Below are 15967 nucleotides of genomic sequence, written 5' to 3' on the forward strand. Positions count from 1 at the left end.
GGGCCTCGCTGTTGTGATTTTGCGTACTGCCACCGTTACTCACCGAACTGGAGTGTCTGGTCATGCACAAAACGAACGCCTTGCTTGCCGCGGTATCCCTTGCTCTCTGCGCACAGTGGGCGCTCGCCGCGCCCGTGGTGCCGGAGCGTTTGCAGAAGGTCGACAAGCTCACGTATTGCTCGGGCATGGATTCGCCGCCGCTGGTGTCGTTCGACGAGGCGCAGAAGCCCAAGGGGTTGACGATCGACCTGGGCCTGGAAATTGCCAAGCGCCTGGGCAACAAGCAAGTGCAGTGGCGGGTGATCCCGTTCTCCGGGCTGTTGCCGGCATTGCTGGCCCAGCAATGCGACATGATTGTCGACCAGCTGTTCGACAAACCCGAGCGCCGCGAGGTGATCAACATCGTCAACTACATGTACTCCAGCCAGTCGGTGGTGGTGCCCAAGGGCAATCCGCAGGGCATCCAGCGCCTCGATGACCTTTCCACGCACAAGGTGGCCGTGCTCAACGGCTCGACGATCAAGACCTTGCTCGACGCGCAGAACGAAGCCCTGGCCAAGGCCGGCAAGCCGCCGATGAAGCTGGTGGTCTACAACACCGACACCGACGCATTCCAGGCCTTGCGCATCAGTCAGGTCGACGCCTACGGCACCACGGTGGAGACCGCCGGTTACTACGCGGCGATGGCTCCGGATCTGTTTCAAGAAGGCGTGCCGGCGTTCGGCCGGATTCTTACCGGCCTGGGCATTCGCAAGGACGACCCTCAGTTGACGGCAGCGGTGCAGCAGATCATCAGCGACATGCGCAGCGATGGCAGCTACACCCAACTGCTCGCCAAATGGCATGTGGACAGCGACAAACTCGACTGAGGCGTGCCCCTGATGAATTTCAATTGGGATGTGTTCTGGCAATACCTGTTGCAGCCCAGCGGGGTGTACCTCACCGGTCTCTGGCTGACGTGCCTGATCAGTGTGCTGGCGATGTTGATCGGCTGCGCGCTGGGGTTGGTGGCGGCGCTGATGCGCCTGTCGCACAACCCGTTGCTGCACCTGCCGGTCCGGTTCTACGTGTGGCTGATGCGCGGCACGCCGCTGCTGGTGCAGATCGTCTTTCTCTATACGGCGCTGGCGGCGGGCGGGATTTTCCGCTTCGAAGACGTGGAGCTGTTCGGCCTGGTGGTGCCGGGCAATATCCAGGCGGCGATCATTGCCCTGGGGCTGAATGAAGGGGCCTACATGTCGGAGATCATCCGGGCCGGCATCGGCGCGGTGGACAAAGGGCAGTATGAGGCCGGGCGCTCCCTGGGCATGACGTTCGGCAAGCTGATGCGCCGGATCGTGTTGCCCCAGGCAGTGCGGGTGATCGTGCCGCCCTTGGGCAATGAATTCAACGTGATGCTCAAGAACACCACGCTGGTCAGCGTGATCGGCGTGCAGGAGCTGTTGCTGAGCACGCAGATGGTGACTTCGGCGACGTTTCGAGTGTTCGAGCTGTACTTGGTGGTGGCGATCTACTTCCTGCTGCTGACGACGCTTTGGGGCTTCTTTCAGCGCTGGTTGGAGAAGCGCTTCGGCCAATCGGACCGGTCCCCACCGCCGACCGCCAGCAGTCGTCTGTTCGGCGCTACACCTTGAAATTGTTGCGGGGACGCTAAGCATGGCGCACAAGAGCGAAGAGTTGATCATCGATGCCCAGGACATTCACAAGTCCTTCGGCGAACTGGAGATCCTCAAGGGGATTTCCCTGCAAGTGCGGCGCGGTGAAGTGGTGGTGCTGATTGGCGCCTCGGGGTCGGGCAAGACCACGTTCATCCGTTGCATCAATCTACTGGAAGACATCCAGGGCGGCCGCATCCGTGTCAATGGCCGCGCCATGGGTTACCGCGAGCGTGCCGATGGCAGCCTGGTGCGCGACTCGGAGCGCAACATTGCGCGCCAACGCCGCGACATCGGCATGGTGTTCCAGCGTTTCAACCTGTTCCCGCACATGACCGCCCTTGAAAACATCATCGAGGCGCCGATCCAGGTGCTGGGCGTTCCCCGGGCCGAGGCCTTCGAACAGGCGCGCGGGTTATTGGCGCGAGTCGGCCTGGCGGACAAGGCCGGGCATTATCCGTCGATGCTTTCCGGTGGTCAGCAGCAGCGGGTGGCGATTGCTCGTGCGCTGGCGATGAAGCCTCAAGCGATGCTGTTCGATGAGCCCACCAGCGCCCTCGACCCGGAGACCGTCGGCGAGGTGCTGCAGGTCATGAAAGAGTTGGCGGAGGAGGGCATGACCATGGTCGTGGTCACCCACGAAATGGGCTTTGCCCGGGAAGTGGCGGACCGCGTGGTGGTGCTCGACCAAGGCGAGTTGATCGAGCAAGGGCCGCCTGAGCAGATTTTCAGCCGTCCCAGCCATCCGCGTACCCAAGCCTTTCTCAGCCGCGTGCTGTGATCGTTTTTTCGGCGTCGAGAGCATTTGCCCATGTTTAATTTTTCTGCCCATGAATATCCCTATCCGTCCCAACGACAGAGCGTCTTCGCGCGCCGAGGCATGGTCGCCGCGTCACAACCGCTGGCCGCCGAAGCCGGCATCGCGATCATGCGCCAGGGCGGCAATGCCATTGACGCTGCGATTGCCACGGCGGCGGCCCTGACCGTGGTCGAACCGACCGGCTGCGGCCTGGGCGGCGATGCCTTTGCGCTGGTCTGGAGCCAAGGCCGATTGCACGGCTTGAACGGCAACGGGCATGCGCCGGCAGCCTTGAGTATTGAAGCGGTGAAGGCCGCCGGGCATAGCCAAATGCCGACCTATGGCTGGACGCCGGTCACCGTGCCGGGTTGTCCTTCGGCCTGGGCCGAACTGTCCCGGCGCTTTGGCAAATTGCCGTTCGCCGACTTGCTGCAACCAGCCATCAGCCTGGCGCGGGACGGCTTTGCGTTGTCGCCGGTGGTTGCTCACCAATGGCAGATCGCGCTGAATGAATTCACACCCCATCGCGATGCGTTGCTCGAACCCTGGTTCGAGACGTTCCTGATTGATGGCCGCGCGCCCAAGGCCGGTGAGTTGTTCCGCAACACGGCCCAGGCCCGGACCTTGGAAGAATTGGCGGCAACCGCTTGCGAGAGCCTGTATCGCGGGCCATTGGCGCAACGCCTGGATGCCCATTCCCAAGCCAGCGGTGGCTACTTGCGCGCTGCCGATCTGGCCAGCTATCGGGCCCAGTGGGTCGAGCCGATTCACGTCAATTACCGTGGGGTGGACGTCTGGGAGATACCGCCGAGCGGCCAGGGCCTGGTGGCGCTGATGACGCTGAAGATCCTCGAAGGCTTCTGCTTTGATCACCGCGACAGCCAGCAGACCTGGCACCGTCAGTTGGAGGCGATGAAGCTGGCCTACAGCGACGGCCTGCACCACATCACTGATCCGCAGCACATGCGCGTGGCCGTGGCCGACCTGCTCAGCGATGCCTACAGCACCCGCCGCCGCGGACAGATCAGCGATCAGGCGCAACTGCCCGCACCCGGCGACCCCCATGCCAGCGGCACGGTGTACCTGGCCACGGCTGACGGTGAAGGCAACATGGTGTCGTTCATCCAGAGCAATTATCACGGCTTTGGCTCCGGTGTCGTGCTGCCCGACAGTGGTATTGCCTTGCAGAACCGCGGCCAGGAATTCAGCCTCGACCCTGCGCATGCCAACTGCCTGGCACCGGGCAAGAAGACTTTCCACACCATCATCCCCGGCTTCCTGACCCGGGATGGCGAAGCCCTCGGGCCATTCGGGGTCATGGGCGGCTACATGCAGCCTCAAGGCCATGTGCAAATGGTCATGAACCTGGTGGACTTTGGCCTCAACCCGCAAGCCGCCCTCGACGCTCCGCGTTGGCAATGGCTGGGCGGGATGAAGGTCGGCATCGAGCAGGGCGCATCTCGCGATCTGGCCAACGCCCTGGCCCGGCGCGGGCACCAGGTACAGGTCGCCAGCGACCTGACCGACTACGGACGTGGCCAGATTATCCTGCGTGACCCGTCCAGCGGGGTGCTGTGTGGCGGCACCGAGCCGCGAGCCGACTCGCATATCGCGGTGTGGTAGCGCGGCTCGCGTGAAGCCGCTTACAGCGCCAGGTCCGGGTCGGAATCGCTGTTTTTCTGGCCGACCGGATCACTGTCAGTCGGGGCATTAGAGGCGGCGTTACCCCGGATATCCGGTGGTGGCGCCAGTTGCAGTACGTCGCTGGTGTATTTCCATTCCTGATAGACGCGTTCGGGGTCGTCGTTGAGGTGGGTGCCGTAGCTGGGCACGATCTGGCGGATCTTTTCCTGCCATGCGGGGGAGGCCACTTTGTCCTTGAAGACCTTTTGCATGACGTCGAGCATGATGGGGGCCGCCGTCGATGCGCCTGGCGATGCGCCCAACAGGCCTGCGATGCTGCCGTCCTGAGAGGCGACCACCTCGGTGCCCAGTTTGAGCACACCGCCTTTTTCCTCATCACGCTTGATGACCTGCACCCGCTGCCCGGCCTGCCAGAGACGCCAGTCTTCTTGCTTGGCGTGGGGGAAATATTCTTGCAGTGCCTTGAAGCGGTCGTCGTCGGAGAGCATGAGCTGGCCGGCCAGGTACTCAACCAGCGGATACTGTTCGATACCGACCTTGGTCATGGGCCAGATGTTGTGCGTGGTCATGCTGGTGAAAAGGTCGAAATAGGAGCCTTCCTTCAAGAACTTGGTGGAGAAGGTCGCAAACGGCCCGAACAGAATCACGCGCTTGCCATCCAGGACCCGAGTGTCCAAGTGCGGCACGGACATCGGCGGCGCCCCGGTGGAGGCGATGCCGTAGGCTTTCGCCATGTGTTGCTCGGCAATGCTCGGGTTTTCCGTCACCAGGAACGATCCGCCGACCGGGAATCCTGCGTAGTCATCAGCTTCCGGGATGCCGGATTTTTGCAGCAAGTGCAGGGCACCGCCGCCGGCGCCTATAAACAGGAACTTGGCGTCGGTGGCTCTCGTCTCGCCATCCTTGAGGTTCTTGTACTCGACGTGCCAGGAACCGTCGTCGTTGCGGGTGATGTCCTGAACTTCGCTGGACAGTTTCAGGCTGAAGTTCGGTTTGGTTTGCAGGTAACTGACGTATTGGCGGGTGATTTCGCCGAAATTCACATCGGTACCGATGGGCGTCCAAGTTGCCGCGAGTTTCTGGTTCGGATCGCGGCCTTCCATCATCAAGGGCACCCATTTCTTGATTTGCGCCGGGTCCTCCGAGTATTGCATCGGGCGGAACAAGGGGCTGGCTTGCAGGGCTTCGTAGCGTTTCCTGAGGAATTTGATGTTGTCGTCCCCCCACACGAAACTCATGTGCGGGGTTGAATTGATGAATGAGCGGGGATTTTTCAGAACGTTGCTCCTGACCTGCCAAGCCAGGAACTGCCGGGTGATCTGGAACGCTTCGTTGATCTCGATGGCTTTGGAGATGTTGACCTTGCCGTCCTGGTCCATCGGCGTGTAATTGAGTTCTGCCAAGGCAGAGTGACCGGTGCCGGCGTTGTTCCAACCGTTGGAGCTTTCTTCGGCCACCGCGTCCAGGCGCTCGACCATTTCCATCGACCAGTCCGGTTCAAGCTCATTGAGCCAGATGCCCAACGTGGAACTCATGATCCCACCGCCCACCAGCAGCACGTCGACCTTTTTCGTCTCCGCTGCCTGGGCACTGCCAAGGCTCAATGAGGCGGCGAGGCCTAGCGTCGCCAAAGCTATCGTGTTGTTCATCGTTTCACCCTTGGCGACTGGATGAGCCACCTGCCGTTGCTGATGAAGGGGCGTGCCGGTTATTCAAGATAATCGCGGCTATGGATTGGACCGGCACAGGAAAAAGCCTGTTCAACCGCCTCGGCCTCGGGATGACGAAAGGCATACTGCATGGCATGCCTGCCGCTGCCCAGGGTCATACCCCGAAGGGAAACGTATCCTCCTCATGGCTTGGCGATTGCCCCCTGCCGAGTGGCGTAATCGCCTGGGTGTGGGCAAACCATAGCCAGGCATCGAATTGCTCGGCCAACGTCGCGTCGAAGTAATGGCTCTGGCGTTCGGTCCGGGGACGGTAGATGACGCCAATGGCGCGTTCCAGCAGGCGCCCGGACAACGCCGTGCGCAGCGCCGGGTGGTGCTCGCCGCGCCAATCGTAAAGCGCTTGTGGATGCCCAGCCTCGACAAAGGCGCGCTCCCAACTGTGAGGCAGCGCCGGTGTGACGGGCTTGACTTGCATCGGCGCGTCCCAGTCATCCGCCGCCGCTACGGTGCCCTGGTCGGTGCCCATGCCGATGAGCACCGCCTCCTGGCCCAGGCTTTCGCGACACAACTGCCCAAGCGTCAGCTGGCCGCCGTCGCCCATTTCGGTTGCCCTGGCATCGCCGACGTGTGAATTGTGCGCCCAGACGATGGCCTTGGCGTTGCGCCCCTGGCGGGCGCGCACTGCTTGCAGGGTCTCGAACATATGTCGGTCACGCAGGTTCCACGATTGCCGGCTGCCCTGGTACATCGCCCGGTAATACTGCTCGGCAGCGTGGACGACGCGGGCGTTCTGCGTGGCGTTGAACAGCGCTTCCTCGTCTTTGCCCATCAGCCCCAGGCGTTGGTTCAACAAGGCCTGGAGCTGTTCCAGCACGGCGCCTTCACAGGACGCCATGCCGCCCCTTTCGGTAAAGTGCCCGTACAGTGCCGGATCGTCATGCCAGGGTGTGAGGCAGCCGTAACGCTGCCGTGCTTCACGGGCCATATCAGGATCGGCACCCTCCAGGTATTCGAGCACCTCTCCAATCGAACTGCCCAGGCTGTACACGTCCAGACCGCGAAATTCTGCGCGGTCCTGGGGCGGGCGGGACCGATTGTATTCGTGCAGCCACCGCACAAAGGCCTGCACATCGGTGTTGCGCCACATCCAGGTTGGGAAGCGGGAAAACGCTGCCTGCTGCCAATCGCAGGTGTCGCGCTGCCTGACGCAGCGGTCGATCTGATCGGCGTCCGGCCAATCCGCTTCGACGGCGACAATGGAAAAACCATGCTTTGTCACCAGATGCCGGGTGATCGCCGCGCGCGCCTGATAGAACTCATGGGTGCCATGGCTGGCTTCACCGATCAGCACCACCTGGGCATCGCCATAGCGGTCGAACAAGGCGGCGAATTGTTCACTGGCGGCATCCGGCAGAGGCTCGGCGTGCGCCCTCAATGTCTCGTTCAAAGCGTCCATGAAGGGGGACTCCTATTAGCCGTCAGCGTGCTCGCCCGCGGGCGCGGTTCAACGCCAGCAAGCATCCACCAAAAAGCAGCGTCGCCCCGGCCACGAGCAAGGGCGACGGGCGCTGCGCAGGCTTGCGCCAGCCACCCTCGATGCGTCGTGTCCCGCTGGGAGGGTCAAACAGGTTGCCTGCGGACGACGCCGATTCGGCGCTGCGACTCAGGGCGAAGCGGGTGAGCCTGCCGGAGAGCTGGGCGAACCCTGGCAATAAAAAGTGCGCGAGCCGGGCGAATCTCGCCGCACCGCCTACGGTCGTGCCGGGCTTGGGGTTCAGCGCGCAGCGGACCATCGCCTCAGCCACTCGATGCGGGTCATAGACCGGAGGAGGGGGCTTGATGGCGTGGCCGGTGAAGTTGGCGCCATCGCGGAACCCCGGTGTGTCCATGGTCGCCGGATAGATATCGCAGACATGAATATCGGGCCATCCGCTGAGTTCGCCGCGCAAGGCTTCGGTCAAGCCGCGCAGCCCGTATTTGCTTGCCGAATAAGCCGCAGCATAGGGTTGCGCCACCCAACTGCCCAGCGACAGCGTGTTGATCAGGATGCCGCGCTTCTGTGCCTTGAAATAAGGCCAGGCCACGTGGGCACCACGCAGATACCCGAGCAGGTCTGTTTGCAGTATCTGTTCATGCACCTTGAGCGGCGTCTGTTCGAAACTGCCCACCGCACCCACGCCGGCATTGTTGATCCAGACATCGATGCGGCCGTCACCGAACGTCGCGGCCTCGGTTGCCAGGGCCTGCATCTGCTCGCTGCTGGTAACATCGGTGGGCACCGCCAGCGCGGCGGCGCCGAGTGCCACGCATTCATCCACGACCTCGGCGAGCGCCACGCTGTCGCGTGCCGCCAGCACCAAACGGGCGCGCTCCCTGGCGAACGCTTGCGCTGCGGCACGTCCGATACCGCTGGAAGCTCCCGTGATGACCACCAGCTTTTCATGCAGGGCCGAGGGCTCTGGATCGTCGGGTTGCGCCGGACTGTCATCGCGTCGATTGCCGGCCGCGTTCGACTCCGGGGAGTAGGGAATCTGTTGCAGTTTCAGGCGCGCACCGTCAGCCAGGATCAGCGTCAGGTCTTCAATCGTACCGGCGATTTTATCGGGGTAGACCGGTTCGCCGTTCGGGTCGAGTTGGTCATACACAAACCGCTGCCCTTCCAACCAGCCCACCGCTGTCTGGAGTTCTGGGCCCAGGTAGTATTTGGCGTCGAGAAAAAAGCCAGGGAAATGGGGCTCGCGCTCCACACTTTCGACCGCGTAACGCTCACCCGGCTTCATGCCGGTTTCAGGGGCAATCATGGTGAATTCCTCCTTTGGGTTGGTCTTGTGGTAGAGGCGGGAGGAAAAACAGGGGTTCAATCGAACTGAGTAAAGGCGGCCTACAGCTGACGAGATGCAGATTCTCGCCCTCGTTACGCGAGCGCTGTGCGCTGCTCCTCGAATGTCTTATCACCCATTGAAAATGGCACTCCGAAGCCTGGACGGGGAGGCGACACCCGCTATGCTTCGATGGTGGCGGCATGCCACTCATCGTGAACAGCGCCGCCTGGATCCAGACGAGCGTCTACTCGTCAGTGCCTCTTGCAGAGACGATCAATGAATAAATACAAAGCAGTGCCTGGGGTTGCTTGGGGTGTGTTGTTTGGTTGCATGGGGCAGGCTGGGGCTTTTCAACTCTCACCGGATGGCACTGTTGCCGAGAGAGAAATGGCCAAGAAATATGATGTTTCCTACAAGGCAACGGTGCCCTTTGCAAGCTTTGCATTGCACAGTTTTGCCGATTCCGCCCACGAAGCGCTCACGCAGAAAATATACGGGTGTGACGGGGATTGGCAGGATTGCAATAACCCTGATCTGGAAAACGCGGGCGCATACATTATTGCCGGCGTGCGCTGGAACGATGACCCAGTCTTTATGCCCGGCGTCGAGGATGCGAGGATCAAGGGCTGCGATGGTCGTTATTCCGTTGGTTTTATTACCCAAACACGGTGTTGGGTAAACCTTTTCGAAAACGCTGAGGCCAGGAGTACGGCCGATCCTCAGAGCTTCATGGGGGTTGGGAACTACATTTCGCGTTCCCATTTTGGCGACCTGCAGTTTTTGCACGCGATGGCCTCCCAAGAGCGAGACCCAGCCGAGAAAACCAAGCGTGAAATGATGATGTGGGCGGAATTTGCCTGGGGAGTCGCGGATGGAACCTATCCGATCAATACTTATTTGAAAGACATCCGGATCCAGGGTTGGGACCAGCATTTCAACAATGGCCAGACCGTGCAGGATTTGTTTGCTGTCGGGCGCCCTTGGTTGCGAGCGAACGTTCATCAGGTGGCCTTTGGCAGCTTGCTTCACCTCGTCCAGGACAGTTTTGCAGGCGGGCATGTGCAGCGGCGAGAAGAGATCCTGGGCGACAAATGCATGGGCGGCACCGAGGCCGTGCTGGGACGAATAGAAGAGTTCCATTCCTACACCCGACAAAATCACGCCAAGCATAAGGATGATGATGCCAGCTCAGTCGCCAGACTCATGCTGGTGAGGCATGAGCCCGACGTCGTTGATGCAGGCAAAAAGCTGAGGGGGTACATCGCCGACCGCAAGAAGTGGGCGGATGTGAAACCTTATCTGGAAGACTGTCTGTTTGCCTTGGCTAATGAAACAAGTGCGGCCTCGGCGGGCGACAAGTACCGGTAGGCAGATTCGGCTTGATCGATACAGTCTCTGGGCCCTTTAGCCTTGCATTCACCCTCAGTCCAGATCCTCGGGCTGATGCCGTTCCGGTACCTGGCTCGCTTCATCGCCCCATGTGCGGTTGACCCGTTGCCCGCGGACGACGGCTGGTCGATTGGCAATCTCCTCGGCCCAGCGCTGCACGTGGGTGTATCGGGCCGCATCAAGGAACTCGGCAGCCGAGTACACGTTGTTGCGCACCAGTTGGCCATACCACGGCCAGACCGCGATGTCGGCGATGGTGTAGTGGTTGCCCGCCAGGTACGGGCTTTCGCCGAGACGGCGATCCAGCACGTCCAGCTGCCGCTTGGCCTCCATGGTGAAGCGATTGATCGGGTATTCGAGCTTTTCCGGCGCATAGGCGTAGAAATGGCCGAAACCGCCGCCCAGGTATGGCGCCGCGCCCATCTGCCAGAACAACCAGTTCAACGTTTCGGTGCGGCCGGCAGGGTCGCCAGGCAGCAATGCGCCGAATTTTTCCGCCAGGTACAGCAGGATCGAACCGGACTCGAAGACCCGAATGGCCGGCTCCACGCTGCGGTCCAGCAGGGCCGGGATCTTGGAGTTGGGGTTGATGTCGACAAAACCGCTGGAGAACTGATCGCCCTCGCCGATGCGGATCAGCCACGCATCGTACTGCGCGCCTGCATGACCCAACGCCAGCAACTCTTCGAGCAGGATGGTCACTTTCACACCGTTGGGCGTGGCCAGCGAGTAGAGCTGCAAAGGGTGCTTGCCCGTCGGCAGGGTCTTTTCGTGGGTCGGCCCGGCAGTGGGGCGGTTGATGTTGGCGAACTGGCCGCCAGACGGGGCCTCGTGCTTCCAGACCTTGGGAGGAACGTAGGACGTTTTGCTCATGTAGACGTACCTCTTCGTTTGCTTGCGGTAATGACCAGGGATGCGAAGGGCGCGCAATAGCGCACTGATCCCAAGAGTCTACCGCTTCTCTTCCATGATTCGCGCGACTTCCCCCGAGGCCTTGAGCTGCTCGAAAGCACGTTGAGCCTTGGCGACGACTTCGTCCGGCGTGCTCAGGCTGAAGGCCAGGTTGACCCGGTGGGGTTGCTCGTCGAGGGTATAGACCTCTTCCAGCGAGATGAAATCCACTTGGGCGTCTTTGCTCAGCAGGCGCGCCGCGTTTTCAGGTATCGGTATCAACTGGACCTGACGGTTCAACAGCTTCTGAAAGTTATCGTGGTTATCCACCGATACGACCAGCCGGGAAAAACCGCGCTGTTGCAGGTAAATCTGCTTGGCGTCATTGCGCACGACGCCGATGCTGTACTGCTTGGCTTCCTCGAGGTTGTTGACCACGATGCCGTCATTGCCGCGCAGCTTATACAGCCTGCTCTCCACCCGATGAATTTCCCCGACCCATTTGAACAGCGTCTCCCTGGCCGGGGTGCGATCCAACGGAAAAATCAGCACGTTAGGTTCGTGCAACGCTTTTTCATAGGCACGTGCCCATGGGTACAGCTGCAAGCTGTAATCCGTTAGCTGGGCGTTTTTCAACATCTGCTCGACGATACGACTGCCCGGCCCGACCACTTTGTCCTCACGCTGATAGGCGTACAAGGAGTCTTCGGTGACGACTTCGATCGGCCCTGCATAACCTTCCAGGCTAATCAGGGCGAGCAGCAAGCATGAGCAGAGCGTAAGACGGATGTGCATACACAAATCTCCAGGCACGCGATGATGTCTACAGGGAAACGCGATCGCGCCCCTGGTGTTTGGCCCGGTACAGCGCTTGGTCGGCGCGCTGCAACAGTGGGTCGAAATGATCCATGGTGTCAGGGTCCAGCTCGGCGACGCCGATGCTCAAGGTGACAAAGGCTGAGACTTGAGAACCACTGTGGGGCAGTTCCCGCGCAGCCAGGCTCGTGCGCAGACGCTGGGCGGCGTCGTAGGCCTGGGCGGCGTCGGTGTTGGGCAGGACCACGACGAACTCTTCGCCGCCGACTCGGGCGGTCAATTCGTCTGATCGCCCGAAAACGCTGCGCAGGGTGTCGGCGATCTGCTTCAAGCACTGGTCGCCCTGCATGTGTCCGTAGGTGTCGTTGTAGATCTTGAAGAAGTCGACGTCACACATGAGCACCGCCAACGGGCTCTTGTGGCGTAGCGCACGGCGCAGTTCGTCTTCCTTCAGCTCGTCGAAATAGCGACGGTTGGCCAGGCCCGTCAGCGCATCGCGGCGAGACAGCGCTTCGAGGGCCTGGTTGGCTGCCTTGAGCTCCGCCGTGCGTGCTTCCACCAGTTCGGCCATTTGATCGCGGCTGGCGGCAAGGGCCAATTCATCCGAATGCTGGCGTTCCAAATGGGTGCGCAGGTTGTCCTGGAGTTCGTTGACCTGGGATTCGAGCAGGCTCAGTTCGTCCTGACGGCGTACCGTTCGCTGCAGCTTGAGGTGATGCTTGAGCGTGTGCGGGGCGAGTCCGCCCAGATGCCGGGCGATGTGGACTACGTGCACCGTCACCAGCCGGTTGAACATGGTCATGACCAGGCCGGCCAGCAGCAGCGACTGGATCACTTGGGTGATGACAATGCTGCGCGCTTCCCCCCAGAGTCGTTCCCAAAGCAAGTGGTTATCACCTTCGATCGTCAACTCGCCGACCTTCTCGTGAGCGCCGGCATAGGGCTGCGCGATGAGCTGGCGATGCAGCACTGGCGCCACGCCTGTTTTTTCCACCGCGTAGCGATTGAGTTCGATCACTTCAGGGGCTTGGCCCGGCCGCAGGATATTCAGCACCACACGACCGACCGGTGCGGCCGTGGCGACGCTGGTAATCTGCTGGTCCAGGGATTCGCGGTCCATTTCCCAGATGGCGTGGGCCAGGGTGTTCTGGAAAACCTGGTCGATCAGGACCAGTTCCGAATTCATTTCCGCCAAGTTGTTTTCCCAGGCCAGCCAGGTGCGCCAGGTAACCATGACCAGGGTGAAAAGCAGGCAAAACAATAAGGTGGCAAGCACCAGGCGACGTCCTAACGAGCTTAACGCCTTGGCCTTGGGTTGCTGCAGGGTGGGCACTGTTCGGAAATCGACGCCCATATCAAAACCATTTGCGTACGATGGCATCGTAAACGCCATTGCGCCGGATAGTCTGCAAGCCTGCGCGAAACTTCTCGACGGTATCGGCCGGTGTATTGCGGCTGAACGCCATGTTGAAGCCCTCCGCACTGCTCAACTCGGGAAGTGGCAGCGAACGGACCAGCACTTTATCCGGATCCTCGCCGTTCTGGCGGGTCAGGTACAGCGCGTTGAGCTCATTGGAAATCCACAGCTCCACGTGGTCGACCTTGAGCTTGCGGTAGTTATGCTCGTACCGGGTGCTGGATTGCAGTTCTTCGCCGATGCGGAACCCTTTCGAGACCAGGTATTGCTCCCCGACGTCCTGATTGACGGTGGCGATCTGGTGACCATGGGCATCGGCCAGGCTGTTGAGTTTGACGGGGCGGTCGGCCAGTGAGTATATGTACCACTGCGTCGGGGCAATGGCGCCGACCCATTGGAAAAGCGATTCGCGCGCTGGCGTGCGCACGATGGAATAGATGAGCACGTTACTTTCATTGAGGGCCAATTCGTAGGCGCGGGCCCAAGGCATAGAGTGGATGGGGGCTTGCACGCCGATTTCCTTGAGCACGGCTTGGACCACCTCGGTGCTCATCCCCGTCACGCGGCCATCCTGCGTCATGTTGTAGGGCGGCAGTTCCTCGGTAACGATGCGCAGGGGGGCCTCTGCCGCGCAAGCCCTTGCAGCGAGGAACATCAGGAGCCCCCACGTCAGAAGGCGGTTAAGCGGCAAACCCATCGATAATCACCCTATGCAACCTGCAGAGCCTGGTAAGGCCTGGGAGCTGTCTCTCATATAGAGGGTTATCGGCTGGGTGTGCAGCTGCTTGAATCTGGTTGGAAACGGCGATGTCCGTCGGCTCCAGCCATGGGCTCAGCCGTTGAGCAATGTCATCGTCTGCGCCTGGTAGCGCTCGCCGGCCACGGCCCCTTCGCCGGTGAAAACCGCATCGAGCCGGGCCAGATCATCGGCGCTCAACGCAACAGCGGCGGCAGCGACGTTGCTCTCCAGATACTTTCGTTGTTTGGTGCCAGGAATCGGGATCACATGGTCGCCCTGGGCCAGTACCCAGGCCAGGGCCAATTGTGAAGCACTGATGCCCTTGTCGGCAGCCAATGCCTTGACCCGCTCCACCAATACGAGGTTGAGATTGAAGTTGTCGGCCTGGAAGCGTGGGCAGGAGCGGCGGTAATCGTCGGCGGCAAAGTCTTCCGGCGATTTCAGTTCACCGGTCAGGAAACCACGGCCCAGAGGGCTATAGGCGACGAAAGCGATGCCCAGGCGACGGCAGGTATCGAGCACGGCGTTGTGCTCGGGATCGCGGGACCACAGCGAATATTCACTTTGCACCGCTGCCAGTGGATGCACCGCATGGGCCCGTTGGATGGTTTCGGCACTGGCCTCTGACAGGCCGATGTGGCGAACCTTGCCGGCCTTGACCAATTCGGCCATCGCGCCGACGGTTTCCTCGACCGGTACTTCAGGATCGATGCGGTGCTGGTAATAGAGATCGAGGTAGTCGGTTTCGAGCCGCTTGAGGCTGCCATCGATCGATAGCCGGACGTATTCGGGCCGGCCGTTGACACCCCGGGCATGGGGATCGCTGCTACGCACGAGGCCGAACTTGCTCGCCAGGTAAACGCCGTCGCGCTTGCCTCGCAGGGCTCGTCCGAGCAGTTCCTCGTTGGTATGGGGCCCGTACATGTCGGCGGTGTCGAACAGCGTCACGCCCAATTCGACGGCGCGGTGGAGCGTGGCAACGGCTTCTCGTTCGTCCACGCCGGTGGTGTAGAAATCCGACATGCCCATGCAGCCCAGGCCGATAGAGGAAACGTAAGGGCCGCGATGGCCGAGTTGTCGAGTATTCATGTGTTGCTCCCGGATCTGAATGGACGGGTGCAGTTTCCGGAAAACGTTACGCTGGATAAATCCCGTTTTATTGGTTTTACTGTTCGTGATATCTGAATAATGGAAGGGCACAGTGGACCGATTACAGGCAATGCAGGTATTCAGGCGCATCGTCGAACTGGGCGGCTTTGGCAAAGCGGCCGATGACCTTGGGCTGCCTCGGGCCACCGTCAGCCTGTTGATCCAGCAACTGGAAGCGCACCTCGGCGTACAGTTGCTACAGCGCACCACTCGGCAAGTGCGGGCGACGCTCGACGGTGAGGCGTATTACCAACGCTGCGGCCATCTGTTGGACGATCTCGATGACCTGGAGAGTTCGCTGTCGGCGCAACGAAGCCAGCCACGCGGTACGTTGCGGGTGGACATGCCCATCGCCTTTGGATGCGCCTGGATTGTGCCGCGCCTGGCGGACTTCTATCGACGCTACCCAGCGTTGCAACTGGATCTGGGTTTCCATGATCGGCAAGTCCATTTGCAGCGCGAGGGCGTTGACCTGGCGATCCGCGCCGGCAACGTCGTCGACCAGGGATTGGTGGCGCGGCCCATCGTGCAGCTGCATCAAGTGACCTGCGCCAGCCCTGGCTACCTGACACGCGAGGGCGTGCCCCAAGGGCTGGAAGAACTGGAGGCGCACCGCGCGATCCGGTTTTCTTCCGGCAACGGACGTTTCTTTCCATTTGAATTCGAGGTGGCGGGGCAAGTGCGTGAAGCGCAAATGCCGGGAGAATTGATCGTCAACAACGCCGACGCCTACGTGGCGGCCTGTGAAGCGGGATTTGGCTTGATCCAAGTGCCGCGCTACCACGTGCAACAGCAGTTGGCTGAAGGGCGCTTGGTTGCGGTGCTGGGCGGGTTCAGCGTGCCGTTGTGGCCGATTTCAGCGGTGTACCCGCCCCATCGACAGTTGTCGCCGAGGGTGCGGGTGTTTATCGACTGGGTAATAGAACTGTTGCATGGCGTGGCGGATACACAGGGCTCGCTGATGAGTCGGGCTTAG

General features: G+C 61.2%; 13 protein-coding genes and 1 pseudogene. 6 read left to right on the forward strand and 8 right to left on the reverse strand.

Going from position 1 to position 15967, the window contains the following annotated elements; genetic code table 11:
- Window positions 1-62 precede the first annotated feature (62 nt).
- From PFLQ2_RS14950 to PFLQ2_RS14935, 4 genes and pseudogenes are all read left to right on the forward strand, one after another.
- Complete coding sequence (locus tag PFLQ2_RS14950; RefSeq protein WP_003181428.1) at window positions 63-869, forward strand: ABC transporter substrate-binding protein; 807 nt, start codon at window positions 63-65, stop codon at window positions 867-869.
- Between the two features lie 12 nt (window positions 870-881).
- A pseudogene (locus PFLQ2_RS14945) lies at window positions 882-1654 on the forward strand (amino acid ABC transporter permease).
- A gap of 2 nt (window positions 1655-1656) precedes the next feature.
- Window positions 1657-2436, forward strand: coding sequence for an amino acid ABC transporter ATP-binding protein (locus PFLQ2_RS14940; RefSeq protein ID WP_003181432.1), 780 nt, complete (start codon window positions 1657-1659; stop codon window positions 2434-2436).
- Window positions 2437-2466: 30 nt separating this feature from the next.
- On the forward strand, window positions 2467-4077 hold the full coding sequence (locus tag PFLQ2_RS14935; protein ID WP_003181433.1) for a gamma-glutamyltransferase family protein: 1611 nt from the start codon (window positions 2467-2469) through the stop codon (window positions 4075-4077).
- Window positions 4078-4097: 20 nt separating this feature from the next.
- On the opposite strand, the gene mqo is transcribed toward PFLQ2_RS14935, so the two are convergent.
- From mqo to PFLQ2_RS14920, 3 genes are all read right to left on the reverse strand, one after another.
- Window positions 4098-5747, reverse strand: coding sequence for a malate dehydrogenase (quinone) (gene mqo, locus PFLQ2_RS14930; protein ID WP_003181434.1), 1650 nt, complete (start codon window positions 5745-5747; stop codon window positions 4098-4100).
- A gap of 175 nt (window positions 5748-5922) precedes the next feature.
- Window positions 5923-7224, reverse strand: coding sequence for an erythromycin esterase family protein (locus PFLQ2_RS14925; protein ID WP_003181437.1), 1302 nt, complete (start codon window positions 7222-7224; stop codon window positions 5923-5925).
- 22 nt (window positions 7225-7246) lie between these two features.
- Window positions 7247-8569, reverse strand: coding sequence for an SDR family oxidoreductase (locus PFLQ2_RS14920; RefSeq protein ID WP_003181438.1), 1323 nt, complete (start codon window positions 8567-8569; stop codon window positions 7247-7249).
- A 297-nt stretch (window positions 8570-8866) separates the two neighbouring features.
- On the opposite strand from PFLQ2_RS14920, the gene PFLQ2_RS14915 reads away from it, so the two are divergent.
- Window positions 8867-9958 (forward strand): hypothetical protein, encoded by a 1092-nt coding sequence (locus PFLQ2_RS14915; protein WP_033045999.1) that lies wholly within the window; start codon window positions 8867-8869, stop codon window positions 9956-9958.
- A gap of 54 nt (window positions 9959-10012) precedes the next feature.
- Here the strand turns inward: PFLQ2_RS14915 and yghU are convergent, their stop codons facing one another.
- The 5 genes from yghU to PFLQ2_RS14890 all read right to left on the reverse strand — a co-directional run bounded on the left by yghU (window position 10013) and on the right by PFLQ2_RS14890 (window position 14931).
- Window positions 10013-10852, reverse strand: coding sequence for a glutathione-dependent disulfide-bond oxidoreductase (yghU, locus tag PFLQ2_RS14910; RefSeq protein WP_003181441.1), 840 nt, complete (start codon window positions 10850-10852; stop codon window positions 10013-10015).
- Between the two features lie 78 nt (window positions 10853-10930).
- Complete coding sequence (locus PFLQ2_RS14905; RefSeq protein ID WP_003181443.1) at window positions 10931-11665, reverse strand: substrate-binding periplasmic protein; 735 nt, start codon at window positions 11663-11665, stop codon at window positions 10931-10933.
- Window positions 11666-11693: 28 nt separating this feature from the next.
- Window positions 11694-13040 carry a GGDEF domain-containing protein gene (locus tag PFLQ2_RS14900; RefSeq protein ID WP_003181445.1) on the reverse strand — a complete coding sequence of 449 codons (1347 nt, stop codon included), beginning with the start codon at window positions 13038-13040 and terminating at the stop codon, window positions 11694-11696.
- Between the two features lies 1 nt (window position 13041).
- Window positions 13042-13800, reverse strand: coding sequence for a substrate-binding periplasmic protein (locus PFLQ2_RS14895; protein WP_003181447.1), 759 nt, complete (start codon window positions 13798-13800; stop codon window positions 13042-13044).
- 135 nt (window positions 13801-13935) lie between these two features.
- Window positions 13936-14931: an aldo/keto reductase gene (locus PFLQ2_RS14890; protein WP_003181449.1), complete on the reverse strand. Its 996-nt coding sequence runs from the start codon at window positions 14929-14931 to the stop codon at window positions 13936-13938.
- Window positions 14932-15043: 112 nt separating this feature from the next.
- On the opposite strand from PFLQ2_RS14890, the gene PFLQ2_RS14885 reads away from it, so the two are divergent.
- Window positions 15044-15967, forward strand: a complete 924-nt coding sequence (locus PFLQ2_RS14885) for a LysR family transcriptional regulator (protein WP_003181451.1) — start codon at window positions 15044-15046, stop codon at window positions 15965-15967.

Origin of the sequence: Pseudomonas fluorescens Q2-87, from assembly GCF_000281895.1 — a bacterium.
GTDB lineage: Bacteria > Pseudomonadota > Gammaproteobacteria > Pseudomonadales > Pseudomonadaceae > Aquipseudomonas > Aquipseudomonas fluorescens_S.

Coding starts and splice junctions, on each gene's coding strand:
- PFLQ2_RS14935 (WP_003181433.1), top strand. CDS start 2,467: ATGTTTAATTTTTCTGCCCATGAATATCCCTATCCGTCCCAACGACAG.
- PFLQ2_RS14905 (WP_003181443.1), bottom strand. CDS start 11,665: ATGCACATCCGTCTTACGCTCTGCTCATGCTTGCTGCTCGCCCTGATT.
- PFLQ2_RS14895 (WP_003181447.1), bottom strand. CDS start 13,800: ATGGGTTTGCCGCTTAACCGCCTTCTGACGTGGGGGCTCCTGATGTTC.
- mqo (WP_003181434.1), bottom strand. CDS start 5,747: ATGAACAACACGATAGCTTTGGCGACGCTAGGCCTCGCCGCCTCATTG.
- PFLQ2_RS14920 (WP_003181438.1), bottom strand. CDS start 8,569: ATGATTGCCCCTGAAACCGGCATGAAGCCGGGTGAGCGTTACGCGGTC.
- PFLQ2_RS14900 (WP_003181445.1), bottom strand. CDS start 13,040: ATGGGCGTCGATTTCCGAACAGTGCCCACCCTGCAGCAACCCAAGGCC.
- PFLQ2_RS14915 (WP_033045999.1), top strand. CDS start 8,867: ATGAATAAATACAAAGCAGTGCCTGGGGTTGCTTGGGGTGTGTTGTTT.
- PFLQ2_RS14950 (WP_003181428.1), top strand. CDS start 63: ATGCACAAAACGAACGCCTTGCTTGCCGCGGTATCCCTTGCTCTCTGC.
- PFLQ2_RS14925 (WP_003181437.1), bottom strand. CDS start 7,224: ATGGACGCTTTGAACGAGACATTGAGGGCGCACGCCGAGCCTCTGCCG.
- yghU (WP_003181441.1), bottom strand. CDS start 10,852: ATGAGCAAAACGTCCTACGTTCCTCCCAAGGTCTGGAAGCACGAGGCC.
- PFLQ2_RS14890 (WP_003181449.1), bottom strand. CDS start 14,931: ATGAATACTCGACAACTCGGCCATCGCGGCCCTTACGTTTCCTCTATC.
- PFLQ2_RS14940 (WP_003181432.1), top strand. CDS start 1,657: ATGGCGCACAAGAGCGAAGAGTTGATCATCGATGCCCAGGACATTCAC.